This window comes from Rhizobium hidalgonense, from assembly GCF_005862185.2.
GTDB lineage: Bacteria > Pseudomonadota > Alphaproteobacteria > Rhizobiales > Rhizobiaceae > Rhizobium > Rhizobium hidalgonense.
Genome location: NZ_CP054027.1, coordinates 4,019,721 through 4,042,367, shown reverse-complemented (window position 1 = coordinate 4,042,367; position 22,647 = coordinate 4,019,721). Strand labels below are relative to the sequence as shown.

The following is a 22,647-nucleotide window of genomic DNA, read 5'->3' as shown; positions in this document are numbered from 1 at the left end:
CCAGAGGTTGGCAGACTTAGCCCCGTTTGCGGCGAAAATGAAGTGCGCCGCTGCCGAAATTGATGCGGCCGGAAGTCGGTCCGGCCGCGCGGCGGGCCTCAAGCGGCGGCAGACTGCCTGAGCAGGATCGAGCTATGTTTCTCGAGAAACTCCATCAGCCGCTGCGGGTAATCCGCGCCGACGGCGTCCTTGACGCTCGCCCGCTGAGACAGCGCCGTGCGCCAGCGTTTGACCCGCTCGAGCCCGTCGAAAATGCCGCTATCGCTGAGCGTGTCGAAGAGATCGAAATAACGGAAGACCGGCGCGAAGACGGCGTCGACAAGGCTGAAGCTGCTGCCGGCGAAATAGGGTCCATCGGTCAGCGCGCCCTCGATCGTCGTGAATTTGGAAATCAGCGCCTGGCGCTTGGTCTCCAGTTGCACCGCGTCCTGCGCCGTTTCATAACCCCAGAGGTCGGAGAGCACCGACGAGCCGAATTCCATCCAGCCGCGATGACGGGCGCGGGTCAGCGGATCGGCCGGATGCAGGGCGGCGCCCGCTTGCGTCTCTTCCAGATATTCGCAGATGACGCTGCTTTCGAACAGCACGGCCTCGCTGCCATCCGCCTCCTCGATCCGCAGCAGCGGCACCTTGCCGAGTGGCGAGATTTTCAGAAACCAGTCCGGCTTATTGGCAAGATCGATGTTGATGCGCTCGAAGGCCACGCCCTTTTCGAGAAGCGCGATGGCGGCGCGCTGCACATAGGGGCAGAGGTGATGGCTGATGAGGGTAAGCTTGCTCATAGGAAATCTCCCAACATTATATATGCAAATGCATCTAATGTCGCTTGCTGCGGATTTCAAGGTAGATGTAATTGCATTGATGTCGCATAAAACAGTAGAGCCGAGCGAAGCCTCCACCCGCGCCTGGACGAGCATCATCCGCGCCCGCGAGCGTCTGCTCGGGGCGATCGAAGCCGATCTGAAAGCGGCCGGCATGCCGCCGCTTGCCTGGTACGACGTGCTGTGGGAATTGGCGCGCGCGCAAGATGGCAGGCTGCGTCCCTATGAGATCGAAGAGCAGACATTGCTTGCGCAATATAATCTTTCCCGCCTGATCGACCGGCTGGAAAGAGAGGGGCTCGTCCGGCGCGAAGTCTTCGCCAGGGATGGGCGAGGCCGCTGGGTTGTCATCACCGAGCATGGCCGGCAGCTGCGCGAGCGCATGTGGGGCGTCTATGGCAAATCGATCGAGACACATATCGGCTGCAGGCTTGCCGAAAGCGAAGCGAAGATGCTCGCGTGCCTGCTCGACCGTTTTCTCTGATATCAGGCGATCAATGGCGCAGCGATGGCCTTCAGCGTCTTCAACGCATCCTTCGGATCGAGCCGCACCTGCAGCCCGCGCTGTCCGCCATTGATATAGACGAGCGGCTCGGCAAGGGCTGATGCCTCGATCGCCGTCGGCACGCTCTTCTTCTGGCCGAAGGGGCTGATGCCGCCGACATGGTAGCCCGTCAGCCGCTCGGCATCTGCGGGTTTCATCATATTGGCCGACTTGCCGCCAAAGGCGCTCGCAAGCTTCTTCATGCTGACTTCGCGATCCGACGGCACAACGACGCAGACCGGCCCGCCGTCGACTTCGGCCATCAGCGTCTTCAGCACCCGATGCGGGGCCTCGCCAAGCGCTTCCGCCGCCTGCAGCCCGACACGCTCGGCGCCGGGGTCGTATTCATAGGCATGAACGGAGAAGGTGACACCTGACTGCGAAAGAAGCTGTGTGGCGCGGGTGGTTTTGGACATTGCTCAGCCCTTGAACATATCCGCATAAACTTCTGGCCTGAAGCCGATCAGCAGCCTGCCCTTCGTCTCCAGCACCGGCCGCTTGATCATCGACGGCTGGTCGAGCATCAGCGCGATCGCCTTCTCCCGGGTCAGGTTCTCGCGCTCGGCATCGGGCAGTTTGCGGAAGGTCGTGCCGGCACGGTTGAGCACGGTGTCGAGGCCGGCCTGATCGATCCAGCTCTCGAGATGGGCGCGGTCGATGCCCAGAGCCTTGTAATCGTGAAATTCATGGGCGACGCCGTGGTCTTCCAGCCAGTTGCGGGCCTTCTTCATCGTGTCGCAATTCTTGATGCCATAGATGGTGACGGCCATGCCCGATCGATCTCCCTGTGATGGCAGCGAGATAGCATGGGCGAAGGCCGGCGCAAACGCCGTGCAGCCTTTTATCCCCTAGCGCATCGGTACTGGCGCGGCTCAATTCTCCAGCGTGCCGGCCTTGCGCAAGGCGCTACTGGGGCCGTCGCAGGCGATCTTCATCAGGTCACCGCGTCGCCGTACCAGCCGGTCGGACGTTCGGGTCAGGACCAGCCCGTCCTGCGGGGCATGCAAGTCGATGCTACCGCCCGGCTGCCCCGGCCGGCTGACGATCGTCGCCAGAAGTTCCCCTTCGGCGATTCTTTGGCCGATGTTGCGATGGAAGAGCACGGCACCGCCTTCGGGAGCACGAAGAATCTCGACATTGTCGAGCGGCACGGCGGGGCCGGAAAACGCGGCCGGCAGCACCTTCTCCTCGCCGACGATTCCTCGTGCGGCCAGGAAACGCCAGAGCCCATCCGCATCCCGCTTCGCCAGCATCGGATCGACATCGCGCTTGCCACGCAGCTCGACAGTGACGGAAAGCCTGCCCGGCAGCCAGGATCGGCGCTCGCCGGGAACCTCATATTTCCATGCAAAACCGACGGCTTCCTCGAAGGCCGAGCTTTCGCCATCCGAAAGCAGCACGGCCTCCATCTCGAGCGCGGTGGCGAGATCGGCTGCCTCCGGCCAGAAGGCCTCGTCGATATAGGCATATTGCAGGGACTCATCGTCGCAATGCAGGTCGAGGACAAGATCGGCGCCGAGTGCCATATGCAGCAACTGCCGCTTCAGCCTATCGGTAGCCGGGTAATCATCGAGATCGTCCAGCAGCGTGGCGCGATCGGCGACGGAGATCAGCGGAAAATCCCGGTTGAAATTGGTGCGCGAGCCAAGGTCGAAGCGGCCCTGCAGGTCGCCGAAATGCGATTGCGCCGCACCGATCGGATTGGCCTGCGGCACAATGGTGATGTCGCTGGCAATTCCGCCTTCGCTTTCCGCTTGCCGCAGCCTCTCACAGAGGAAATGCAAGGCCACGGTTCCCGGCAACTCGCCGGCATGCAGTGCCGCCTGGATATAGACCTTCGGCGCCTTCGGATCGCGGCCCTGGAAGCGCAGTACCGGCAGCCGCCATTCCGTTCCCGGCGTATCGCCCGGGATGGTGATCTCTGAAACGTCCATGATTTGGTCCCGCTTGCAATCGGATAGATTATCCGAGTTTTATGGACATAAATCCGGCCAGCACAAGGCCGTGATCGGAACAAAAAAAGAACTTGCGCGCAAGAAACGGGTTGAATCAGCGGCCACTCGGTACGATTTTGGTTTCAATCGAAAACGCGGAGGCTATGTCATGGACGAGTCGACAAGGCACCACTATCTCATTTTCGAAACCGCAGGCGGTTTCTGCGGCATCGCCTGGAGCGACGTCGGCATCACCCGTTTCCAGCTGCCGACGAAAACTGCGGAAGCGACCGAACGGCTGCTGTTGCGCCGCCTGCCGGATGCCGAACCCAGTACCCCGACCCCTGATGTGCTGGAGACGGTCGCCGCCGTGAAGCGTTATTTCCTGGGCGAGGAAATCGATTTTTCCGGCGTCGAACTCGATCTTGCCGGCCAGGATGACTTCTTCCGAAATATTTACGCGGCGGCACGACGTGTCGGCTGGGGCCGAACGACCACTTACGGCGCGCTGGCGAAGGAGCTCGGCGCCGGGCCGGAAGCGGCCCGCGACGTCGGCCAGGCGATGGCAAAAAATCCCGTCGCGCTGATCATTCCCTGCCACCGGGTGCTGGCCGCCGGTGGCAAGATCGGCGGCTTCTCCGCGCCCGGCGGCTCGTCATCGAAGACCCGCATGCTGGAGCTCGAAGGTGTCCAACTCGGACCACCGCCGCCAGCCCAGCAATCGCTGGGTTTTTAGGCGGCGAGCCGAACGTCAGCGGCTCAATGAGGGCTGGCTGTCGGGCGGATGATGATCTCGCTGACATCGACGTCATCGGGCTGGCTGATGGCATAGAGGATCGAATTGGCGATGGCCTCCGGGCTGATCGTGACCGCCCTGAACGCCTTCATGGCGTCGCGCGCGGTCGGATCGGTGATCGTCTCGGCCAGTTCCGAGGTCGTGGTGCCAGGAGAAATGACGGTGACGCGGATGCGATCGGTTTCCTGCCGCAGCCCGTCCGAGATCGCCCGGACCGCGTATTTGGTTGCGCAATAGACGGCCGCCGTCGGTGAGACACTGTGGCCGCCGATCGAAGACAGGTTGATGATTTGCCCCGATCCCTGCGCCTTCATGATCGGAAGGGCCGCCGCGATGCCGTAGAGAACGCCCTTGATATTGACGTCGACCATCCGGTCCCACTCCTCGACTTTGAGGGCCTCGAGCGGCGAGAGCGGCATGACGCCGGCATTGTTGACGATGACATCGAGCCGGCCGAATTCGGATCTGGCAAAGCTTGTAAAAGCCTCCACCTCGGAACGATCGGTGACGTCGAGCTTGCGCGGGCGCACCACGCCACCCTTCGCGGCGATTTCATCGGCGAGTTTTCGAGGCGCTCGGTGCGGCGCGCGCCGATGACGATATGGGCGCCTGCGGCAGCAAGGACCTTTGCCGTGGCCTCTCCGATGCCGCTGCTGGCCCCGGTAATGGCAACTACCTTTGCTTTGATATCGGACATTTTAAACTCCATTTGCAGGTTTGAGGATTTCTGGGCGTCCGCTCAGCTCGGGAAGTCGGCGCTGAGCGTCGTTTCCGCCCAGGCATCGAAATTTGCCCGCAGCGCATCGAGCCGGTCGCGGGCGATTTTCAATGCGGGGGCGCCGAGCAGCAGGCGCAGCGGCGGCTCCTCCGCCTCGAACGCCGATATAATTGCCGTTGCGGCGCGCGCCGGGTCACCCGGCTGCTTGCCGGAGGCCGAACGGGTGGTCTGGCGCCGCTTGCCCGATGTGTCGGCATAGTCGTCGATAACAGTCTTGGATTCGACCATCGACCGGCCGGCCCAATCTGTGCGGAAAGCACCGGGTTCGAGGATCGTCACCTCAATGCCGAGCGGCTTGACCTCATGGGACAGCGATTCCGACAGGGCTTCGACCGCGAACTTGGTGGCGTGGTAATAGCCGGTCGCGGCGAAGGCGACGAGCCCGCCAAGCGAAGAGAGGTTGAAGATATGCCCCCGCCGGCGTGAGCGCATGCCGGGCAGAACCCGTTTGGTGACATCGATCAAGCCGAAGACATTGGTCTCGAACTGGGCGCGTATATCGGCATCCTCGCCCTCTTCGATCGCCGAGAGGTAGCCATAGCCGGCATTGTTGACCAGCACGTCGATCGCGCCGAAATGGGTTTCAGCGTCATGCACCGCGCTGGCGACGGAGCGGCTGTCCGTCACATCGAGGGCAAGCGCCAGCGCGCGGTCGCCGTGTTCTGCCGTGAGATCGCTCAAGGCCTCGGGTCTGCGCGCCGTAATGGCGGCGCGCCAGCCGCGGGCGAGAACCGCTTCGGCAAGGGCCCGGCCGAGGCCGGACGATGCGCCTGTTATCAGCCAGATGGGGGTCGTGGAAGACATGATCGTCATCCTTTCCGGCCGCGCGACGCGGCCTCATCCTGTGTGAGTTTGCCTTTGAGACGGCATCACTTGCGGCGAAACACCATGCCGCCGTGATGGAGGGTGTTGCCGTCGACGAAATCGCCGTCGGCGGTGAAGCCGGTGTCGTCCCAATATTCGATGTGGTTTCCGGTGACTTCGTAACGGCCTCGATAGGCGCTTTCCCGGCTGCCGCGGGCTTCGTCGTAACGGCCATTGGGCAGAAGTTCGTGGCGGATCCGGCCGTCATCCGTTACCCACATGCCGATATAAGGATGTTGCTGCATTGTGTTCTCACCTGGCTGTTGACGCATGCGGTTTCGGTCGTTCGAGCCATCTGCTGATGAGGCCGGGATCGCCGCGCCGACCAAGGTGGCCGCGGCGAGAAAATGCAGAACGCCGTTGCTTGAGAAGTTACGCATCGCTTTTCCTTTCGCTTGACCGCGACAGCAAGATAGCGTTTCTAAACGGGGCGATTAAGTTGCCAATCAGCGACGCCTTGGTTAGAATTGCTAACCAATGGTCGATGATCTCGAAGGTATCTCTGTCTTTCTTGCGGTGGCGGAGGCGCGCAATTTCCGCCTTGCCGGCGAGCGGCTCGGTGTCACCCGCTCAGCCGTCAGCCAGGCGCTGCAGCGCCTGGAGGATCGAGTGGGTGTCGCCCTGGTCCAGCGCACAACGCGCAGCGTCAGGCTGACCGAAGCCGGTGAAGTGTTCTTCGAGGCGGTTCGTCCATCGCTACGGCAGGTGAGGGATGCGGTGCAGACGGTGCGGGAGATGCAGGCGCGCCCGAGTGGCTTGCTGAGGATCACCGTTTCCTCGATCGCCGAGAGCTTCCTGTCCGGCACTTTGCTGGCCGGCTTCATGCAGGCCTGCCCTGAAATCAAACTCGATATCACCATCGGCGATGACGAATTCGATATCGTCGAGGCCGGCTTCGATGCGGGCGTCCGACTCGGCGAGCTGATCGAACAGGATATGATCGCGATCTCGGTCTCCGGCCAGCAGCGGCAATGCGCGGCCGCGTCGCCCGGCTACCTCGAGCGCCGTGGCCAACCCCGCCATCCCCGCGACCTTCAGAACCATGCCTGCATCGGCTGGCGGCCGCGCCCCGATACCGCGCCCTATCGCTGGGAATTCACCGAAAACGATCGCGACTTCGACGTCGCGGTTGATCCCGTCGTCACGACCAACGACATGGGAATGATGATCCGCATGGCCTGCGCCGGCGCTGGTATCACCTTCGGGATGGTGGAAACCTTTGAGCCCTATATCGAACGCGGTGAACTCCTGCCGCTGCTGGAAGACTTCTGCCCACCCTTCCCGGGCTTCCATCTCTATTATCCCCGGCGTCAGCGGCAGCCGCTGAAGCTGCGGGCCCTGGTCGATTATATTAGGAGGTCCGGCAGGCTGTAGAGATCGTCCATCTCCGATGCGCAGATTCATAGTGTTAGAGCGCCGCGCGTCCGGAAGAACGCACGGCGCCGTCATTTTTCAGCTGACCTCTTCGCGAGGCGCCGCCCGGTCGAGATTGCCCCTAGCACGGGCATTTGCTATTTCCGGCGCTCATGGCCGCCTGGGTCCATGATCATCCATCCGTTGCGGGAGAACCTATGCTGGACAATGTTTTTCCCGTTCCGACCAGGGCTCTGATCCGCCAGGGTGTGCGCGCCTGTTTTTATCGTCTCGTCAATACCAGCCCCTTGTTGTTCCGGGTGCAATCGGGAACGAAGATCATCATGGCGGATGAGAGGCCTTTGCGCCTCGAAGCCGGCGCGTATGGCCTGCTGCCCGACTATCAGCCATTGACGATGGAGAACATTCCGAAAGCCCCGCGAAACTATCAGACCGTAGCACTCCCTGTTCCCAGACAGTTGTTCGAGGATGCCTATGTCAGCATGGGGTCGATTGCCGTTCCCTCGCGGCCGCTCCCGGCAAGCGCCTCGAGCCTGCCGCAGGAAGCAGCGGAATTGTTTGACTATTGCTGCCAGCCCGGCAATTTGGCGAGGCTTCCCGGCGCCATTGCCAAGGCTCGTTTGGTGGAACTCGTCACCTGGTTTGCGCTCTGCGGTGCGGTGCTGGGTGAGAGCCAGAGTCCTCGGCTTGAGGATCGGCTGAGGCAGTTGATCGAAGGTAATCCGGCCTTTGCTTGGACATTGGCGCACGCGGCGCGTTCCTTCAACATGAGCGAAGCGACGCTGAGGCGCAGGCTCGCCGCGGAAAATACCGGCTTCAGCGAGATCCTGAGCGACACAAGGATGAACAGGGCCTTGGGGCTCATTCATACGACGACGCTTCCGATGGCGCAGGTCGCATTGGAGGTTGGTTACGATTCGCCGTCTCAATTTTCGGCGCGGTTCAAGGAGCGGTTCGGCGTCAATCCACGCCATGTGCGCAACGGCCCCGAGCCTTTTGAGCGGATCGGGGCAGAAGTTGAGCATAGCGGGGCAGATGCGCTCCTTCGATGACGATAGTTTTCCGGCGTCATCAACCGCAGGAAAACCAAATGCGTTTTATCACAACAGCACTTCTCGCCGCGTCCGTCGTCGGCGCCACGGCCGCACAGGCCGAAATGAAACTCACCTCTAAAGATCTGACGTCAGGCAAGGCCATGGCCGACGCGCAGGTCTTCAACGGCTTCGGCTGCTCGGGCAAGAACATCTCGCCGGAACTGGTCTGGTCCGGCGCTCCTGAGGGCACCAAGAGCTTTGCTGTCATGGCTTACGATCCCGATGCCCCGACCGGCTCCGGCTGGTGGCACTGGTCGGTGTTCAATATTCCCGCAGATGCTTCGAAGATCGCCACCGGCGCAAGCGGCGACAAGAAGCTGCCGGCTGGCGCCGTGCAAGGTCACACCGACTTTGGTGCGTCGGGATATGGCGGCGCATGCCCGCCGGCCGGCGATGCGCCGCACCACTACCAGTTCACCGTCTATGCACTTAAGGTCGACAGCCTGCCGCTTCCCGATACCGCGCCGGCCGCCATGGTCGGTTTCTATGTCCGGGCAAATATGCTCGACAAGGCATCCGTCGAGGTCACCTACGGCCGCTGAAGCCGGCTCTGGATCCGCAACACCCTTGCATCACGAAGGCCGGTCGTGGCGACCGAATCTCGGCCGGCCTGCGCGCTGAGACAAGCTCAGGCATTCAAGAGAGCTTCATCCGCCACAGGCGCTGTTTGCGGGGCGGATCCTGTCGTTCGACGACAAGGCGGGCCTGATCTGGGCGCGACTGATGGCGGAAGGGAAAGCGGCGGGCAGGCCGCGCAGCGGGCTCGACATGATCGTCGCCGCCGTCGCTGTTGCGAACGGCTGCGTCGTGGTGTCGGACAACGAGAAGGACTTTGCCGGTCTCCAGATCGTCAACCCGATCGGCGGAGCCGGCTGACGCGGCTGCTGATGTTCGGATGTCGGAACAGGCAGAGCGGCCGGGAAGTGGCGCCGCGCTGCTCGGAGGGCCTTCACAGGTCCTCCGGATCAGGTCGGGATCGGCAGTCTCAGCCCCACTTCATTTCGCCTTTGGCGACCTTCGAGCCGATATCGAGGGCGACGCCCATGCCGAGGCCGGGGAAGCGGGCTTCCATGGCGGCCTTCAGCGCGGCGGCGTCCGGGGCCTTGGCCAGCTCTTCCTCGAAGGCGAGGAGGTAGGCCTTGGTGTGGGCGACGCCGGAAAGGTCGGTCGCCGCTTCGGGCACGAGGTGTCCCGGCACGACGACGGCCGGCTTGCGGGCCGCAATCTTGTCGAGCGTGGCGATCCAGGCGGTGCGCTGCTCTTTGCTCTGCGTGTCGGCTGTCCAGACATGGACGCCGGAGAAGATCATCACACCGCCGAACACGGCCGGCAGCGACGGCACCCAGAGATAGCGGCGGTTGGCGAGGCCGGCTTCGGCTGCGACGATCTCCACCGTCTCACCGTCGACGATCAGGCCCGGGCCGTCGAAGGCTTCCGGAAGGACGATATCGGCGAGCGTCTGCGGGCCGTTTTCCTTGAGTTGCGGTCCCCAGACCGCCAACTTCTTCTCGACATTGCCCTTGATGGCATCAAGCGTATCGGATGCGGCAAGCACCTTGGTGCCTGGGAAGGCTTCGAGAACGGGCTTCAGGCTGAAATAATAATCCGGGTCCGACTGGCTGACATAGATTGCGGTGAGCTTCTTGCCGGTCGCCTTGATGGCGTCCGCGAGCGCCCGCCCGTCGGGATAGCTGAAGCCGCCGTCGATCAGCAAGGCCTCCGACGGACCGCTGACGAGGACCGGCGCGCGGAAGAAACCGTTTGGACCGGCCGGGAAGTGCTTCCAGGACAGCTTGGATCCGGCGGCGTGGCCGAGATCGGCGGGCGCAAAAACGGCGCCGGCGCCAATGGCAAGAGTGGTCTTCATGATCTGTCTCCTCGAAAACATGTGGGACTCCAGGGAATGTGATGTGAGGGATGGTATCCTCGACGCAGCGGCAACCGTCAGGCTGCCCGCATCTCGGCAAGCAGAAGGTCGAAATGGCCGAAAAGGGCATTGCCGCGCAGCAGGCGCCGCCCGGCGCCATCGTCGAGCACGAGGGCCGGCACGCCGTCGACGCCGAAGCGCCGCATATCGGCACGGGCAGCGTCGATCCGCCGATGATAGGCCGCGAGAAGCTCCTCGTCGGGTGAACGGACACGCTGGGCTTGGTATGTGAGGGCGGCTTCGGCAAGCAAGTCGGCGACGATGGCGCGATCAGCGATATCGCGGCCCTCTTCGTAACGGGCGCGCTGCAGCCGCTTCAGGATCTCGATTTCGCGGCCCGGTGCCTCGATGCCGGTCGCGACGATTCCGAGGGTGGCCGGCGCCGAATCGAACAGGGAGCCGGTCGCGCCGAGAACCTGGCTGCGATAGACCTCCGTGAACGGCTGTCCGGTCAGCCGGGCGATGCGCTGGTCGTTTTGCCAGGCATAGGCCGCAAAGCCCGCATCCATCGATCGTGCCCCCGCCCCGGCGAAAAGCCCGGTGGGGGCAAGCTCTACCGTCACGTCCTCGAGCGCCGCCAGGCGCTCGATGGCAGGGCCGGCACCGTAGCACCAACCGCAAAGGGCGTCGAAAAGATAGGTGATCCGCATGTGCGCCTCCGAACTGTCTGGAGGAAGAATAGCCCCATGCCTGATATGGATTAACAGCACTCAGTCTGACATACTGTAAGCTAGAAGCTAACAATGAGACGGTCAGCGCGACCATGGAAGCGATCAATCTCAACCGGCTCGCCTATTTCGCGGCGGTCGTCGGCACCGGGTCCTTCACCAGGGCGGCGGACCGCCTGGGGATCACCAAGACGGTGGTCAGCCAGCAGGTCGCCCGGCTGGAAGCCGAACTCGAAACCAGCCTGCTGATCAGGACGACACGCCGGGTGGAGCCGACGGAGGCGGGCCGCATGCTCTACGCACGCTGCGTCATGATCCTTCGCGAAGCGGAGGATGCCGTCGACGAACTTTCCGAGGCCCGGGCCGAGCCGATGGGCGTGCTGCGCATTGCCGCGCCCAATGACTATGGCGCCTCGATGATCGCGCCGTTGGCGGTGGGTTTTGCCCGGCGCTTTCCCGCCTGCACTGTCGACCTCGTTCTCTCCGACGCGAGGGCCGATCTCGTCGCCGATCATATCGACGTATCGATCCGGGTCGGGTGGCTCGACGATTCCACTCTCCAGGCCAGGCGGATCGGCACGTTCCGCCAGCTTCTCGTCGCCTCGGCAAACCAGTTGGGGACGATCGCCGCCCGGGAACCGGAAGATCTCGCAGCCTTGCCCTTCATCGCCAACGGCGCGCTGCGTGAGCCGCTGCTCTGGCATTTCGCCAGGGGAGATTTCGACCGCCGCGCCGTCCGCATGCGTCAGGCGCTCAGCATCAACACCACGACGGCGGTGCTGGCGGCCACGCTTGCCGGCGGCGGCCTGTCGGTGCTGCCGGATTTCCAAGTCGCTGACCATCTCGGCAGCGGCCGGCTCGTCGAGGTCCTGCCCGAATGGTCTCTGCCATCCGGTGGCATTCACGCCGTCTATCCCGCCGCCCGCTTCCGCCCACCAAAGGTGACGGCCTTCGTTGCGATGCTGGTCGATGAGATTCGGCGTTCGGAAAGGAACCGGTAAGACCGGCAACCGAAGCTTCGCGGCCAAAAGCGCAAGATCGGTCGAGCGCCGCCTTGCCTGAGCGATCTAGTTTGAGCTGCCACGGAGACTAAAGGAATGAGCGCAGCGCTTCGGAACTATCATGAGCGGATGCAGCGGGTGCTGGATCATATCGACCGGCACATCGATGACGATCTCGAACTTGATGGTCTGAGCGGTATCGCGGCTTTCTCGAAGTTTCATTTCCACCGGCAGTTCACGGCGACCTTCGGTCTATCCGTGCATCGCTATGTCAGGCTTGCCCGTTTGAAGCGGGCTTCATACCGGCTGGCCTACAGGGACAACGACCGCGTCACCGATATAGCGATGGATTCCGGCTACACCGCACCGGATGCTTTCGCCCGGGCCTTTCGGCAGAGGTTCGGGCAATCGCCTTCGTCGTTCCGGAAATCTCCCGACTGGGAGCCGTGGCTTGCGGCCTTCGGGCCTCTCGACAACGCCAGGAGCAAGCTGATGCAGAAGATTCTTACCCCCAACGACGTGACGATCCGCAACGTGCCGCCGACGCCGGTGGCGATCATGCAGCATCGGGGCGACCCGGCTATGCTCGGCGCCACCATCCAGCGGTTCATCGCCTGGCGCAAGGCCGCCGGCCTGCACCCCAGGACAAATCCAACCTTCAACGTCTGGCGTTCCGAGCGGCGTCCGGCGTCGCCTGCCGATTATAGCGTCGATCTTTGTGTCGGGACCGACCGGCCGATCGAGGCGAAGGGCGAGGCGATCAAAGCCGGCGAGATTCCCGGCGGGCGCTGCGCGGTGCTGCGCGTCGTCGGCAATACCGACAATCTGGAACCCGCCGCGCTCTATCTCTATCGCGACTGGCTTCCGGCGAGCGGCGAGGAAGCACGCGACTTTCCGATCTATTGCCAGCGGCTGAGCTTCTTCCCGGAAGTGGCGGAGCATGAGGCGGTGGCGGAGCTGTTTCTGCCGCTGAAGTAGCGCTCTCTGACGGCGGCTTGTCCATTCTGATCGCCTAAGCGGACAGGCCGTTGTCTACTCCAGACCGGCCGGGGGCTTGGGTCGTGAAACCATCTCCTCCCAAGGAAGAAGAAAAGCGGCTCTAGCTTTCCAGCGCTTCGATCATCTCCACCCGCGTCGCATGCCGGCCGCCCTCGAACTGGGCGCTCAGAAACGCATGGACGATATCGAGCGCCAGCCCTTGGCCCACCACGCGCACGCCAATCGACAGCATATTGGCGTCGTTGTGCTGGCGGATCATGCGGGCTGAGAAGGTGTCGCTGCAGACCCCGCAGCGGATGCCCTTGACCTTGTTCGCTGCCATCATGATGCCCTGGCCGGTGCCGCACAGGATGATGCCGAACCGGCAATCGCCGGAGGCGACGAGCCGCGCTGCCGCTTCGCCGTGCTTGGGATAGGGTGTGCTCTCCGCCGTCGTCGGCCCGATGTCGACGACGATCCAGCCACGCGCCGCGATATGAGCGGCAATGGCCTGCCGGAGCTCAATGGCGGCGTGGTCGCTGGAGAGGACGATGCGGTCGCTGGCAGTCATGAAGAAGTCGTCCCGTTTCCCGAAGCAATTTTCCGGCTTGGAGGAGGCGGATCAAACTTATCCCTCACTCCCACTCGATCGTGCCGGGCGGCTTGCTCGTCACATCATAAACGACGCGATTGATGCCGCGCACCTCGTTGATGATGCGGGTGGCGGCGCGGCCGAGGAATTCCATGTCGTAGTGATAGAAATCCGCCGTCATACCGTCGACGGATGTGACGGCGCGCAGCGCGCAGACGAATTCATAGGTGCGCCCGTCGCCCATGACGCCGACCGTCTGGACGGGCAGCAGCACGGCGAAGGCCTGCCAGATGGCGTCGTAGAGGCCGGCCTTGCGGATTTCGTCGAGATAGATCGCATCCGCCTCGCGCAGGATCTCCAGCTTTTCGCGGCTGATGCCGCCGGGGCAGCGGATCGCGAGGCCGGGACCGGGGAAGGGATGGCGGCCGATGAAGCTGTCGGGTAGCCCGAGCTCGCGGCCGAGCGCGCGCACCTCGTCCTTGAAGAGTTCGCGCAGCGGCTCGACGAGCTGCATCTTCATGCGCTCCGGCAGGCCGCCGACATTGTGGTGCGACTTGATGGTCACCGACGGGCCGCCGGTGAAGGAAACGCTCTCGATCACGTCGGGATAAAGCGTGCCCTGGCCGAGGAAATCGGCGCCGCCGAGCTTCTTGGCCTCGTCCTCGAAGGTCTCGATGAACAGCCGGCCGATGATCTTACGCTTGGTTTCCGGGTCGGAAACGCCTTCGAGTTCGCCGATGAAACGGTCGGAGGCGTCGACATGCAGCAGATGCAGATTGTAGTGCTCGCGGAACATGGCGACGACGTTGGCCGCCTCGTCCTTGCGCATCAGCCCGTGGTCGACGAGGATGCAGGTCAGCTGGTCGCCGACCGCCTCGTGGATCAAGAGGGCTGCGACCGAACTGTCGACGCCGCCCGAAAGCGCGCAGATGACGCGCTTGTCGCCCACCTGCTTGCGGATCTCATCGACCGCCTTCTGGCGGTAGGCCGACATTGACCAGTCGCCCTTGAGGCCGGCGACGTTGTGAATGAAGTTGCCGATCAGCTTGGCGCCGTCAGGCGTATGCACGACTTCCGGGTGAAACTGCACGCCGTAATATTTGCGCTTCTCGTCGGCGATGAAGGCGTAGGGCGCGTTGGAGGAGGTGGCGACCACCTCGAAACCTTCGGGCAGCGCCGTGACGCGGTCGCCATGGCTCATCCAGACCTGGTGGCGCGAGCCGGAGGACCAGAGGCCCTCGAACAGCTGGCAGTCCTTGTTAACCTCCAGGAAGGCGCGGCCAAATTCGCGGTGATGGCCGCTTTCGACCTTGCCGCCGAGCTGCATGCACATCGTCTGCTGGCCGTAGCAGATGCCGAAGACCGGCAGGCCGCTGTCGAAGATGATATCAGGCGCCCGCGGCGATCCCTCGTCCACCGTCGAAGCCGGGCTGCCGGACAGGATCACGGCTTTCGGCTGCAGGCGCTTGAAGCCCTCTTCGGCCGATTGGAAGGGAACGATTTCGCAATAGACACCGGCCTCGCGCACGCGCCGTGCGATGAGCTGGGTCACCTGGCTGCCGAAATCGACGATGAGAACGGAGTCGGGATGTGCTGTCTGGGTCATGGCGAGGCTTTAATGAAAAGCGCTTCGCCTGGCAATCCGGGAAATCGGCGGCGTCGGTTTTTATTGTTCCGATTGTCCCCGCTTTTGCGGGGTTCAGAACCAGAATACGCCGTCCTCCAGCGCTGTGAACAGGCTGTCGACGCCGTAGGAGAGCTTGCGATCGACGATGTGTAGATATTCGGTCCAGCCGGAAATATGCTGCAGCTCGACTGCGCCGTCGGAAATGCCGCGCAGGCCGATCAGCGGCAGCTTGTAGCCTTGGCATGCGCGCAGCACCGCAAAGGTTTCCATATCGACCATGTCGGCGTCGATGCCGCTATAGGCCGCGCCCGAGATGACGTTGCCGCCTGTCGAAAGGCTGGCTTCCGCAATGCCAGGAATGCGCAGCGGCAGCTCGAGGGTCGCCGGCAGGTCGAGGAAAGGTGTCCTGCCCTTTTCGAAGCCGAGCGGCGAGGCGTCCATATCGCGATAGGAAACCGAGGTCACCTGATAGATCTCGGTCTGCTCGAGTTTCGCCGAGCCGGCCGAGCCGAGGGAAACGACGAGATCGGGCAGATCGTCGGCCGCATCCAGCCGCGCCAGCGTCTTCGTCAGCGCCACCGCTGCCTCGACCGGGCCGACGCCGGTCATCAAGGGCTCGATACGCGAGCGCAGGAAGGGACCATATTCGGCCTCGGCCGCCATGACAAACAGCATGGACTTTCCCGCGACCGATTTCAGTTCGAACTTCATCCCGTAATTCCTTCTCTGCCGCGGATCACCATCATCGTTCCGGTCATGGAGGCAATGAGTTTCGCCGGCCCGTCGCTGATCGCGTAGCCTCGTCCGTCGGCGACGATGATGGTGGAGCCGGGCTTGGTGATTTCGCCGCGAAACAGGAAACGCTCGCCACGCCCCGGCGACATGAGATTGACCTTGAACTCGATCGTCAGGATCGAGGCTTCGGGGTCGATGACGCTGTAGGCGGCAAAGCCGCAGGCCGAATCGAGCGCGGCGGAAATGATGCCCGCATGCAGGATGCCGTGCTGTTGCGTCAGTTTGACGTCGAAGGGAAGCTCGATTTCGACGACCCCGTGCTCGACGCGCGTCAGTTCCGCGCCGATCGTCTCCATCGCCGCCTGCCGCGCAAAGTTGCGGCGGATTCGCGCGCGGAAATCGCCCCTGTCAGTCTCGCTCATGTCTGCCCCTCTTGCAGCGGCGAAAGTGGCATGACGGGCCGCATTCGACAAGCTGCACATTGCCGAAATCGGTCTGGACGGCGATGGAAACATCAAGCCGTGTCGCCAGCGCAACCTTTCGCCGTTTTTGTCATTGCGCATGCCGCCGGCCTTGTGCGAAGGCGATTGCAGCTTCGCGCTCAGCGGATATTCTCTGCGTCAGGTCTCGAAACGACGGAGCGCCGACGCATGACGACGATATCGCAATCGGTGCGAAATTTCGAGAGCTGGCTGGCTGGCGAACTCGGGGCCGATCTCGTCAAAGACGATCTACGCGAGAAGCACGAGAAGATGTGCAGTGACGATTTCGTCTTCCTGCGCGCCACCTATTGGCGCTGGTGCGAAATCATCTTCGATATCTGCCCGGAGCTTGCAACGGCACCCGAGGTCCTGGCGATCGGCGATACGCATCTGGAGAATTTCGGCACTTGGCGCGATGCCGAGGGCAGGCTCGTCTGGGGCGTCAATGATTTCGACGATGCAGCTGTTATGCCCTATGCGCTGGATCTCGTTCGTCTTGCGGCAAGTGCCATCCTGGCGCGGGGCGGCGACGGGCCCTCGGTTCGGATGATCGGCGAGCTGATCCTCGGCGGCTATCGCCGGGGCCTTGAAAATCCGCTGCCCGTCATCCTCGAACGCGATCACAAATGGCTGCGCAAGGCGCTGATGCTGCCGAATTCCGAACGTCGGGAATTCTGGGAGAAATACGAGACGTTGACGCCGGGCAAAAACGAGGCGCCCGCCACCTATACAAAGGCGCTCGCCGATGCACTGCCGCCCAGCTCCGGCCCCTTCGTGGTCAAGCCACGCAGCGGCGGAACCGGCAGCCTCGGCCGGCCGCGTTTCGTCGCCTATGCCGAATGGCAGGGCGGGCCGGTGCTGCGCGAGGCGAAGGCGCTGCTGCCGTCGGCCTGGTCGCTTCGCCACAGGCCGCAGGATGAGGTGATCCACGCGGGCGAGATTGCCGCCGGGCGGATACGCTCGGCCGATCCCCATTATCGTGTCTCCGGCCGTATTCTCGTGCGCCGGCTTTCGCCCAACAGCCGCAAGATCGAGATCGACAAACATCCGGAGGTCCTGCTTTCGCCGACGATGCTCGAGCTGATGGGCTTCGAGATCGCCAATTGCCATTCCGACGATGCGGCGGTCGCAGCAGCGATCCTGCGGGACTTGCAGGCCAAGGGACCGGAATGGCTGCATGAGGCGGCACGGACCGCCGCATTGACCATCAGTGCCGAGCAGAAGGACTACGCGCCCGCCCGCTAGAGCATCGCGGATGCGGCAAACCAACGACTTAAAGCGTGGCAAGCGAATCTGAAAGACCGCGACACGCTTTAAGAGATCCGCACGATGTGCTGATCCCAGGCGACGTCGCTGCGGGTCGACAGGAAATCGCCATCATAGGAGGAGACAGCAAAGCCACTTTTTGCCGGCGCGATGCCGGCCGCGTCCTGAATGGCCGTCTCGGCCAGCACCTTGCCCGTCCTAGCGTCGATGGTCACCGAGGCGCCGCCCTTCGGCGAGGTCACGCCGACGAGACCCTCGCTGCGATTGACGGCGATCGCGCCGACATAATTGGCAAGCCTGCGCGTCGTCTGCTCCGGCAGGTCGATGAAGGAAAGCTCTTCGCCCTTGGCGAAATGGCCGATAAGCGGCGGCAGATCCTTGCGGTGGCCCTCGTACTGGCAGGCGAACCAGATACGGCCCTTGTCGTCGAGATCGACGTGGCGGGTGGAAAGTTCCGCCCATTGCGCCGGCAGTAGATGTTTTTCGATCAGCGCCCCGGACGTTGCGTCGATCAGCACCAGCGACGGCTGCATCTCCCCGAGATTGAGCTTGGTGCGGCCGAAATCCGGATGCGTCTCGATGCCGCCATTGGCGACGATCAGAAGGCGTCCGTCATCGGAAACCGTCATGTCGTGCGGACCGATGCCGTAAGTCTCGAATTCGCCGATGCGGCTGAATCGGTTAGTGGCGTCGTAGAGGCCGATCATGCCGCGATTGCCGTCGAAGTCGTTCTCACTGGCATAGAGCAGCCGGCCATCGGGCGAGAAGGCGCCATGGCCGTAGAAATGCCGGCCCTCGATAGAATTGATGACGATCGGCTCGCGCTTATTGCGGGCATCGAAAATCATCGCATAGGTGCCGGGCCGGCGGGCGAAGGCGACGGTCATGCCGGTGGCGGCGCTGAAGGCCATGCCGTGGGCGCGCGCGGGAAGCGCCACCTGATCGACGACCTCGCCGCGCTCCGTCACGGTCGCGACGGCAAAGGAGCCGTCGGCAGCCCGAATGCCCGATGCATAGACCGCATCGGTCCGCTCCAGCGCCATCAGCGACTTTGGCGTCAAGGCCGCAAGGAAGCCGATCCCGGCCGCCTTGACGAAACTGCGTCGGTCGATTGCGGCACTTCGCATCATCGCTTCAATCTCCATCCGAAAAGGAAAAGCCGGCCGAAAGGCCGATGGCCGCGCCATATTCGTCGCTGATCCTGGTGATCAGGTCGCGGCTCTCGGCAAGCAGCGTATCGAGCTTGGCCTTCTCCGCATCGCTTACGGCAACGTCGATATCGGGATTGAGCTTCGGCACGCTGTCGAGCAGCGATTTGAAGTCCTCGTCGATCGAGGCGGCGACGGCCTGTTTGTCCGGCGGCAGAAGCTCGGCCATGCCGGCCTTCTGCCAGAGCGTGCGCAAGCCGTCGATATTGGCGGCCATCGATTTCCAGGTATTCTTGGAGCGCCAGTAGATCGCCATGCGCGGGCGCGGCGCCGTGTCCTTGCCCTTGTAGAATTGCTCCAGCCGCTGGTCGCGGACATTTTCGGCACCGTGGACGAGAATGCCGAGCAGCGCGGTCACGGCTTCCTTGTTGTCCATGAAATCATTGCTTTGCGGGCCGGGATGTTTCCAGCTCGCCTGCACCCCGTCGGGCTTTTCCCAAGCGGCGACGACTTCGCCGGCCTCGCGCTGGATATTGCCGGCGACGGCGGCGCCGTAAAGGCATCGGAAGCCGCCCTTCTGCCCGACGAGATTTTCGGAGCCATTGCCGTAAAGCACGTATTCCAACGCCGTCAGGCCCTGCAGCGCCACGCTCTTGCCGGCGATCGCATCGACCGCCGCATCCTTCGGATCGGCCTTGGCGATCAGCGCCTGCACCTGCTTCAAGCCGACGCCCTTGCGGTCGGGATAGAACAGGATGTGCTCGAAGAGATTGTCCTGGATGACCGGTCCGGTCTGGACGATCTCGATGATCGACCAGTAGCGGATCGTATCGTCGAAGGCCGATTTCGCCTTTTCGAGCGTCTGCTGGGTGCCGCCGTCGCAGAGATCCTTCATCGCCGTCGTCAGCCGGGCGGCCGATTGCTGCATGTTGCGATAGCCCGGGCGGATCACCTCGTCGACGGCGCGCTGCATGACGGCGGGAACGGCATCCTCGTTCAGCCCTGCCGGAGGAGCGGCGGTCTGGGCGGCCGCTGATGTGGCGAGGCCGATCAGAGTGAGGCAGAGCAGGGGGTGCCAAAGGCGCATCAAAGTGACTCCAGGAATGTAATCAGGGCCGCCCTGTCGTCTTTCGACAGGGAGGAGAAAGCGTTGCGGGCCTTTTCAGCTTCGCCGCCGTGCCAGAGAATCGCCTCGGTGAGATTCCGCGCACGGCCGTCATGCAGGAAAAAGCTGTGTCCGCTGACAGTCCGGGTCAGTCCTATACCCCATAGCGGTGGCGTGCGCCATTCACGTCCGCTTGCAAGGCCGACCTGCTGTCCGTCGGCAAGTCCGTCGCCCATATCGTGCAGAAGAAAGTCGGAATAGGGCCAGATCAGCTGGAAGGATTGGGCCTTGTCGGGCGTATCCCGACGGGTGACGAATTTCGGCAGATGGCAGGAAATGCAGCCGGTTTCGTAGAAAATCCGCTTGCCCTTCAGCGTCTCGGGGAAACTCGCCTTACGACGCGCCGGCACGGCAAGATTTTCGGAGTAAAAGGTCACGAGGTCGAGAATGGGACCCGGCGCTTCTTCCGCGCCCAGCCGTTTCTGGACGCCGGTCGGCATATCGAGGCATTTCTTTTCCGCCTCGGTGCAATCGCCATGTGCATCCGGGTGGTCGGGGGTCGAGATGCCGATATCATTGGCGAAGGCGTCGGCATTCTGGTCGCGCACCGTGGCGTTTTGCGCCTTCCAGCCGAAGCGGCCGAGCGCGATCTTGCCGCTGCGGTGGTCGCTCACGATCGCCGCCTTGGCCGAAATGCCGTCGCCATCGGCATCGTCAGGGTCGGCATGGGCAAGTATATCGGCGTCGGGGATCGCCTCGATCAGTCCGAGGCCGATCATCGCAGGAGCAACACGCGCCGAGATCGTCGTGGCCGGATCGAGCGGCCCATAGGCAAGTTTGGTCGCCGCATAATGCGGGCGGCGCAGCGACACGGCCTCGCCGTCGCCAAGTGTCACCGTCTCCTCGTCATAGCGGATCGTCATACGGCCTTCGGCGGCAAGGCCGGGAACGGCAAGATCCTGCAGCTGATGGCCATAGACTGGATCGGGGAAATTGAGGATATCGGCGCTTGCGATCGCCCTTTCTTCCGCGGCTGTTTTGGCCGCGCGGGAAAGCCGCAGGAACATCGAGACGGCGCTTGGGCCGCCCTCCGGCGGTTTGCCGCGACCGTCATTGACATGACAGCTCATGCAGGAGCGCGCGTTGAACAGCGGCCCGAGCCCATCGGAGGCCTGTGTCGAGGAGGGCGAGGAAACCCAGAGCTTGCGGAACAGTGCGTTGCCGAGCTTGAAATTCTGCTCTTCCTCGAAGGGAATATTGGCCGAAATATGCGAGAAGCTGTCTTCGGTGATCGGATCGATCGAGGTCGTGCCACCGGCCTGCATCGCTTCATATTGTTCGGCCCTGGAAAAATCCGTAGTCGGCCGGGTCACGTCGGCAACGCGTTTGAGATCGGCCTCGGAAAGGTCGGTGCGTTTCGCCGGCAGATCGAAACCGGCGGCGATCGTTGCGGAAAAACCGGCAAGCGTGGCGCAGAACGCTGCGCTGGCGATCAATCGGCGGGCCGGGGCATGCGACATTTCAGGGTCCGGGCCGCTCCACTGAGAGCGGCCCGCCTTTTGCTTATTTGAAGACGGCGTTAGGATTATCCAAGCTGTCGGAACCTTCAAGCTGAACCGTGCCGAAATCGAGTGCGGCAATAACGCGCTGTATCGATTTCGTCTGGTCGATCAGCCCATCGATGGCAGCCTGGACCACGGCGTTGCCTTCTTTGTTGCCCTCGCCGATCATCTGGTCGTACTTCTCGACCGTCTCGCCGCGCTTAGCCATGGCGTTCATCGCATCGAGCGTCTTGTTGAGCTTGCCTTCCATCTCGGCATCGACCGCCTTGTCCTTGGCGGCGACGAGATCGTGCAGCGACGGACCGCTGAGCTTGGTGCCGTCGACGCGGGTATAGTTGCCGGTATAGGCGGCGGCGATGCCGATCGCGTCGTTGAGGTGCGAGTTGTAGGTATTGTCGGAGAAGCAATCATGCTCTTCTTCCGGATCGTGCAGCAGCAGGCCGAGCTTCATGCGCTCGCCGGCAAGCTCGCCGTAGGAAAGCGAACCCATGCCCGTCAGGATCGCGACGAGGCCGGCCCTCGGATCGGCTTCGACGTTCTTCGTCGCAGCCCCGTCAGCCTTCCAGTTGTCGGTCATTTCCTGCAGGTCGGACACCAAGAGGGTCGAGGCGGATTTCAGGTATTCGGCGCGGCGGTCGCAATTGCCGTGCGTGCAGTTCTTCAGGTCGTAGTCGGTGGCCGGACGGTCGCCGGCGCCGGGTCCCGTGCCGTTCAGATCCTGGCCCCAGAGCAGGAATTCGATGGCGTGGTATCCTGTCGCGACATTGGCTTCGATGCCGCCGGCCTCGGCGAGCGTGCCGGAGAGGAATTCCGGCGTCAGCTTGGAGGCATCGACATCCTTGCCGTCGATCTTGATCGTCTTGTTGGCGATGACATTGGCCACATAGAGAGAATTTTCGTCGCTCTCGGTGCCATAGGAGGTATCGACATAGTCGATCAGGCCTTCATCGAGCGGCCATGCGTTGACCTTGCCTTCCCAGTCGTCGACGATCGGATTGCCGAAACGATAGACTTCCGTCTGCTGATAGGGGACGCGCGCCTTGACCCATGCGTCCCGGGCGGCTTTCAGCGTCGCATCGGTCGGCGCCTTGAGAAAGGCGTCGATGGCAGCATCGAGCGCCTTGGCCGTCGTCAGCGAGTCCTCGTATTTCGCATGCGCCACGTCGGCATAGTGTTTCACCACGGCGCTAGCATCGGTCTCGGCCTGCGCGGGAAGGGCGAGCAGAGCGGCGGGGGCAATCGCCAGCACGGCTGCGCGGAATGTGTTGAGCTTCATGATCCTCTCCTGTGACGGATCTTCCGTCTAATCGGGCTCCGTCTCTTCGCGCAAAAGCAAACTTGTGTCAAACAC

The 22,647-nt window shown here is 63.0% G+C and carries 24 protein-coding genes and 2 pseudogenes; 9 read left to right on the top strand and 17 right to left on the bottom strand.

Features of this window, described 5'->3' with window-relative positions; all coding sequences use genetic code 11:
- Nucleotides 1-98 precede the first annotated feature (98 nt).
- Nucleotides 99-782: a glutathione S-transferase family protein gene (locus tag FFM81_RS19685; protein ID WP_003570959.1), complete on the bottom strand. Its 684-nt coding sequence runs from the start codon at nucleotides 780-782 to the stop codon at nucleotides 99-101.
- A gap of 79 nt (nucleotides 783-861) precedes the next feature.
- Here FFM81_RS19685 and FFM81_RS19680 point away from each other — a divergent pair, with 79 nt between their 5' ends.
- Entirely contained in the window at nucleotides 862-1,305 is a 444-nt protein-coding gene (locus FFM81_RS19680; protein ID WP_037092517.1) for a MarR family winged helix-turn-helix transcriptional regulator, read from the top strand.
- Nucleotides 1,306-1,307: 2 nt separating this feature from the next.
- On the opposite strand, the gene ybaK is transcribed toward FFM81_RS19680, so the two are convergent.
- The 3 genes from ybaK to FFM81_RS19665 form a co-directional block, all read right to left on the bottom strand.
- Nucleotides 1,308-1,781: a Cys-tRNA(Pro) deacylase gene (gene ybaK / locus FFM81_RS19675; RefSeq protein WP_003570955.1), complete on the bottom strand. Its 474-nt coding sequence runs from the start codon at nucleotides 1,779-1,781 to the stop codon at nucleotides 1,308-1,310.
- A 3-nt stretch (nucleotides 1,782-1,784) separates the two neighbouring features.
- Nucleotides 1,785-2,135 (bottom strand): ArsC family reductase, encoded by a 351-nt coding sequence (locus tag FFM81_RS19670; protein ID WP_097533732.1) that lies wholly within the window; start codon nucleotides 2,133-2,135, stop codon nucleotides 1,785-1,787.
- 102 nt (nucleotides 2,136-2,237) lie between these two features.
- Nucleotides 2,238-3,299, bottom strand: a complete 1,062-nt coding sequence (locus tag FFM81_RS19665; RefSeq protein WP_003570949.1) for a succinylglutamate desuccinylase/aspartoacylase family protein — start codon at nucleotides 3,297-3,299, stop codon at nucleotides 2,238-2,240.
- Between the two features lie 169 nt (nucleotides 3,300-3,468).
- Between FFM81_RS19665 and FFM81_RS19660 the strand changes: the two genes are divergently transcribed.
- A complete protein-coding gene (locus tag FFM81_RS19660) occupies nucleotides 3,469-4,035 on the top strand; it encodes a methylated-DNA--[protein]-cysteine S-methyltransferase (protein ID WP_003570947.1) in 567 nt (188 codons plus the stop codon).
- A gap of 23 nt (nucleotides 4,036-4,058) precedes the next feature.
- Here the strand turns inward: FFM81_RS19660 and FFM81_RS19655 are convergent.
- The 3 genes and pseudogenes from FFM81_RS19655 to FFM81_RS19645 form a co-directional block, all read right to left on the bottom strand.
- Nucleotides 4,059-4,792: pseudogene (locus FFM81_RS19655) on the bottom strand (SDR family oxidoreductase).
- A gap of 42 nt (nucleotides 4,793-4,834) precedes the next feature.
- Nucleotides 4,835-5,686, bottom strand: a complete 852-nt coding sequence (locus tag FFM81_RS19650; protein WP_173883803.1) for an oxidoreductase — start codon at nucleotides 5,684-5,686, stop codon at nucleotides 4,835-4,837.
- A gap of 56 nt (nucleotides 5,687-5,742) precedes the next feature.
- Nucleotides 5,743-6,117, bottom strand: a complete 375-nt coding sequence (locus tag FFM81_RS19645; RefSeq protein WP_003570941.1) for an Atu4866 domain-containing protein — start codon at nucleotides 6,115-6,117, stop codon at nucleotides 5,743-5,745.
- A gap of 97 nt (nucleotides 6,118-6,214) precedes the next feature.
- Between FFM81_RS19645 and FFM81_RS19640 the strand changes: the two genes are divergently transcribed.
- The 4 genes and pseudogenes from FFM81_RS19640 to FFM81_RS19625 all read left to right on the top strand — a co-directional run.
- The gene (locus FFM81_RS19640) at nucleotides 6,215-7,111 is read left to right on the top strand and encodes a LysR family transcriptional regulator (protein ID WP_003570940.1); all 897 of its coding nucleotides are present in this window, start codon (nucleotides 6,215-6,217) and stop codon (nucleotides 7,109-7,111) included.
- 197 nt (nucleotides 7,112-7,308) lie between these two features.
- Nucleotides 7,309-8,163: an AraC family transcriptional regulator gene (locus FFM81_RS19635; RefSeq protein WP_003570939.1), complete on the top strand. Its 855-nt coding sequence runs from the start codon at nucleotides 7,309-7,311 to the stop codon at nucleotides 8,161-8,163.
- Nucleotides 8,164-8,201: 38 nt separating this feature from the next.
- The gene (locus tag FFM81_RS19630; protein ID WP_025417559.1) at nucleotides 8,202-8,747 is read left to right on the top strand and encodes a YbhB/YbcL family Raf kinase inhibitor-like protein; all 546 of its coding nucleotides are present in this window, start codon (nucleotides 8,202-8,204) and stop codon (nucleotides 8,745-8,747) included.
- Nucleotides 8,748-8,859: 112 nt separating this feature from the next.
- Nucleotides 8,860-9,081: pseudogene (locus FFM81_RS19625) on the top strand (PIN domain-containing protein); the annotation flags it as partial.
- 109 nt (nucleotides 9,082-9,190) lie between these two features.
- Here the strand turns inward: FFM81_RS19625 and FFM81_RS19620 are convergent.
- Together FFM81_RS19620 and FFM81_RS19615 are read right to left on the bottom strand one after the other, a co-directional pair.
- Nucleotides 9,191-10,093, bottom strand: coding sequence for an MBL fold metallo-hydrolase (locus FFM81_RS19620; protein ID WP_025417560.1), 903 nt, complete (start codon nucleotides 10,091-10,093; stop codon nucleotides 9,191-9,193).
- Between the two features lie 56 nt (nucleotides 10,094-10,149).
- Nucleotides 10,150-10,782: a DsbA family protein gene (locus FFM81_RS19615; protein ID WP_138385383.1), complete on the bottom strand. Its 633-nt coding sequence runs from the start codon at nucleotides 10,780-10,782 to the stop codon at nucleotides 10,150-10,152.
- Between the two features lie 113 nt (nucleotides 10,783-10,895).
- Here FFM81_RS19615 and FFM81_RS19610 point away from each other — a divergent pair, with 113 nt between their 5' ends.
- Both FFM81_RS19610 and FFM81_RS19605 read left to right on the top strand, forming a co-directional pair.
- Nucleotides 10,896-11,801 (top strand): LysR family transcriptional regulator, encoded by a 906-nt coding sequence (locus FFM81_RS19610; RefSeq protein WP_025417562.1) that lies wholly within the window; start codon nucleotides 10,896-10,898, stop codon nucleotides 11,799-11,801.
- Between the two features lie 96 nt (nucleotides 11,802-11,897).
- Entirely contained in the window at nucleotides 11,898-12,779 is an 882-nt protein-coding gene (locus FFM81_RS19605) for an AraC family transcriptional regulator (RefSeq protein ID WP_138385384.1), read from the top strand.
- 121 nt (nucleotides 12,780-12,900) lie between these two features.
- Here the strand turns inward: FFM81_RS19605 and rpiB are convergent, their stop codons facing one another.
- The 4 genes from rpiB to FFM81_RS19585 form a co-directional block, all read right to left on the bottom strand.
- Complete coding sequence (gene rpiB, locus FFM81_RS19600) at nucleotides 12,901-13,350, bottom strand: ribose 5-phosphate isomerase B (protein WP_138385385.1); 450 nt, start codon at nucleotides 13,348-13,350, stop codon at nucleotides 12,901-12,903.
- A 64-nt stretch (nucleotides 13,351-13,414) separates the two neighbouring features.
- A complete protein-coding gene (gene guaA, locus FFM81_RS19595) occupies nucleotides 13,415-14,977 on the bottom strand; it encodes a glutamine-hydrolyzing GMP synthase (RefSeq protein WP_003570932.1) in 1,563 nt (520 codons plus the stop codon).
- A 93-nt stretch (nucleotides 14,978-15,070) separates the two neighbouring features.
- Nucleotides 15,071-15,709: a 5'-methylthioadenosine/S-adenosylhomocysteine nucleosidase gene (locus tag FFM81_RS19590; protein ID WP_003570930.1), complete on the bottom strand. Its 639-nt coding sequence runs from the start codon at nucleotides 15,707-15,709 to the stop codon at nucleotides 15,071-15,073.
- On the bottom strand, nucleotides 15,706-16,155 hold the full coding sequence (locus FFM81_RS19585; RefSeq protein WP_003570928.1) for a PaaI family thioesterase: 450 nt from the start codon (nucleotides 16,153-16,155) through the stop codon (nucleotides 15,706-15,708). Before FFM81_RS19585 ends, FFM81_RS19590 begins: the two co-directional genes overlap by 4 nt.
- 228 nt (nucleotides 16,156-16,383) lie before the next feature.
- Between FFM81_RS19585 and FFM81_RS19580 the strand changes: the two genes are divergently transcribed.
- Nucleotides 16,384-17,460 carry a DUF2252 family protein gene (locus FFM81_RS19580; protein ID WP_138385386.1) on the top strand — a complete coding sequence of 359 codons (1,077 nt, stop codon included), beginning with the start codon at nucleotides 16,384-16,386 and terminating at the stop codon, nucleotides 17,458-17,460.
- A gap of 68 nt (nucleotides 17,461-17,528) precedes the next feature.
- Here FFM81_RS19580 and FFM81_RS19575 read toward each other — a convergent pair whose 3' ends face one another.
- The 4 genes from FFM81_RS19575 to FFM81_RS19560 are packed head-to-tail and all read right to left on the bottom strand — an operon-like array spanning nucleotide 17,529 to nucleotide 22,572.
- The gene (locus FFM81_RS19575) at nucleotides 17,529-18,611 is read right to left on the bottom strand and encodes a DUF1513 domain-containing protein (protein ID WP_138385387.1); all 1,083 of its coding nucleotides are present in this window, start codon (nucleotides 18,609-18,611) and stop codon (nucleotides 17,529-17,531) included.
- A 4-nt stretch (nucleotides 18,612-18,615) separates the two neighbouring features.
- Nucleotides 18,616-19,716 (bottom strand): imelysin family protein, encoded by a 1,101-nt coding sequence (locus FFM81_RS19570; RefSeq protein WP_025417567.1) that lies wholly within the window; start codon nucleotides 19,714-19,716, stop codon nucleotides 18,616-18,618.
- On the bottom strand, nucleotides 19,716-21,254 hold the full coding sequence (locus FFM81_RS19565) for a di-heme oxidoreductase family protein (protein WP_003570922.1): 1,539 nt from the start codon (nucleotides 21,252-21,254) through the stop codon (nucleotides 19,716-19,718). Before FFM81_RS19565 ends, FFM81_RS19570 begins: the two co-directional genes overlap by 1 nt.
- Nucleotides 21,255-21,297: 43 nt before the next feature.
- On the bottom strand, nucleotides 21,298-22,572 hold the full coding sequence (locus tag FFM81_RS19560; protein ID WP_138385388.1) for an imelysin family protein: 1,275 nt from the start codon (nucleotides 22,570-22,572) through the stop codon (nucleotides 21,298-21,300).
- Between the last annotated feature and the right edge of the window lie 75 nt (nucleotides 22,573-22,647).

Coding starts and splice junctions, on each gene's coding strand:
- FFM81_RS19585 (WP_003570928.1), bottom strand. CDS start 16,155: ATGAGCGAGACTGACAGGGGCGATTTCCGCGCGCGAATCCGCCGCAAC.
- FFM81_RS19610 (WP_025417562.1), top strand. CDS start 10,896: ATGGAAGCGATCAATCTCAACCGGCTCGCCTATTTCGCGGCGGTCGTC.
- FFM81_RS19570 (WP_025417567.1), bottom strand. CDS start 19,716: ATGCGCCTTTGGCACCCCCTGCTCTGCCTCACTCTGATCGGCCTCGCC.
- FFM81_RS19560 (WP_138385388.1), bottom strand. CDS start 22,572: ATGAAGCTCAACACATTCCGCGCAGCCGTGCTGGCGATTGCCCCCGCC.
- FFM81_RS19635 (WP_003570939.1), top strand. CDS start 7,309: ATGCTGGACAATGTTTTTCCCGTTCCGACCAGGGCTCTGATCCGCCAG.
- guaA (WP_003570932.1), bottom strand. CDS start 14,977: ATGACCCAGACAGCACATCCCGACTCCGTTCTCATCGTCGATTTCGGC.
- FFM81_RS19590 (WP_003570930.1), bottom strand. CDS start 15,709: ATGAAGTTCGAACTGAAATCGGTCGCGGGAAAGTCCATGCTGTTTGTC.
- FFM81_RS19665 (WP_003570949.1), bottom strand. CDS start 3,299: ATGGACGTTTCAGAGATCACCATCCCGGGCGATACGCCGGGAACGGAA.
- FFM81_RS19620 (WP_025417560.1), bottom strand. CDS start 10,093: ATGTTTTCGAGGAGACAGATCATGAAGACCACTCTTGCCATTGGCGCC.
- FFM81_RS19670 (WP_097533732.1), bottom strand. CDS start 2,135: ATGGCCGTCACCATCTATGGCATCAAGAATTGCGACACGATGAAGAAG.
- FFM81_RS19660 (WP_003570947.1), top strand. CDS start 3,469: ATGGACGAGTCGACAAGGCACCACTATCTCATTTTCGAAACCGCAGGC.
- FFM81_RS19605 (WP_138385384.1), top strand. CDS start 11,898: ATGAGCGCAGCGCTTCGGAACTATCATGAGCGGATGCAGCGGGTGCTG.
- FFM81_RS19645 (WP_003570941.1), bottom strand. CDS start 6,117: ATGCGTAACTTCTCAAGCAACGGCGTTCTGCATTTTCTCGCCGCGGCC.
- FFM81_RS19580 (WP_138385386.1), top strand. CDS start 16,384: ATGACGACGATATCGCAATCGGTGCGAAATTTCGAGAGCTGGCTGGCT.
- FFM81_RS19680 (WP_037092517.1), top strand. CDS start 862: ATGTCGCATAAAACAGTAGAGCCGAGCGAAGCCTCCACCCGCGCCTGG.
- FFM81_RS19565 (WP_003570922.1), bottom strand. CDS start 21,254: ATGTCGCATGCCCCGGCCCGCCGATTGATCGCCAGCGCAGCGTTCTGC.
- FFM81_RS19630 (WP_025417559.1), top strand. CDS start 8,202: ATGCGTTTTATCACAACAGCACTTCTCGCCGCGTCCGTCGTCGGCGCC.
- FFM81_RS19615 (WP_138385383.1), bottom strand. CDS start 10,782: ATGCGGATCACCTATCTTTTCGACGCCCTTTGCGGTTGGTGCTACGGT.
- rpiB (WP_138385385.1), bottom strand. CDS start 13,350: ATGACTGCCAGCGACCGCATCGTCCTCTCCAGCGACCACGCCGCCATT.
- FFM81_RS19575 (WP_138385387.1), bottom strand. CDS start 18,611: ATGATGCGAAGTGCCGCAATCGACCGACGCAGTTTCGTCAAGGCGGCC.
- ybaK (WP_003570955.1), bottom strand. CDS start 1,781: ATGTCCAAAACCACCCGCGCCACACAGCTTCTTTCGCAGTCAGGTGTC.
- FFM81_RS19650 (WP_173883803.1), bottom strand. CDS start 5,686: ATGACGATCATGTCTTCCACGACCCCCATCTGGCTGATAACAGGCGCA.
- FFM81_RS19640 (WP_003570940.1), top strand. CDS start 6,215: ATGGTCGATGATCTCGAAGGTATCTCTGTCTTTCTTGCGGTGGCGGAG.
- FFM81_RS19685 (WP_003570959.1), bottom strand. CDS start 782: ATGAGCAAGCTTACCCTCATCAGCCATCACCTCTGCCCCTATGTGCAG.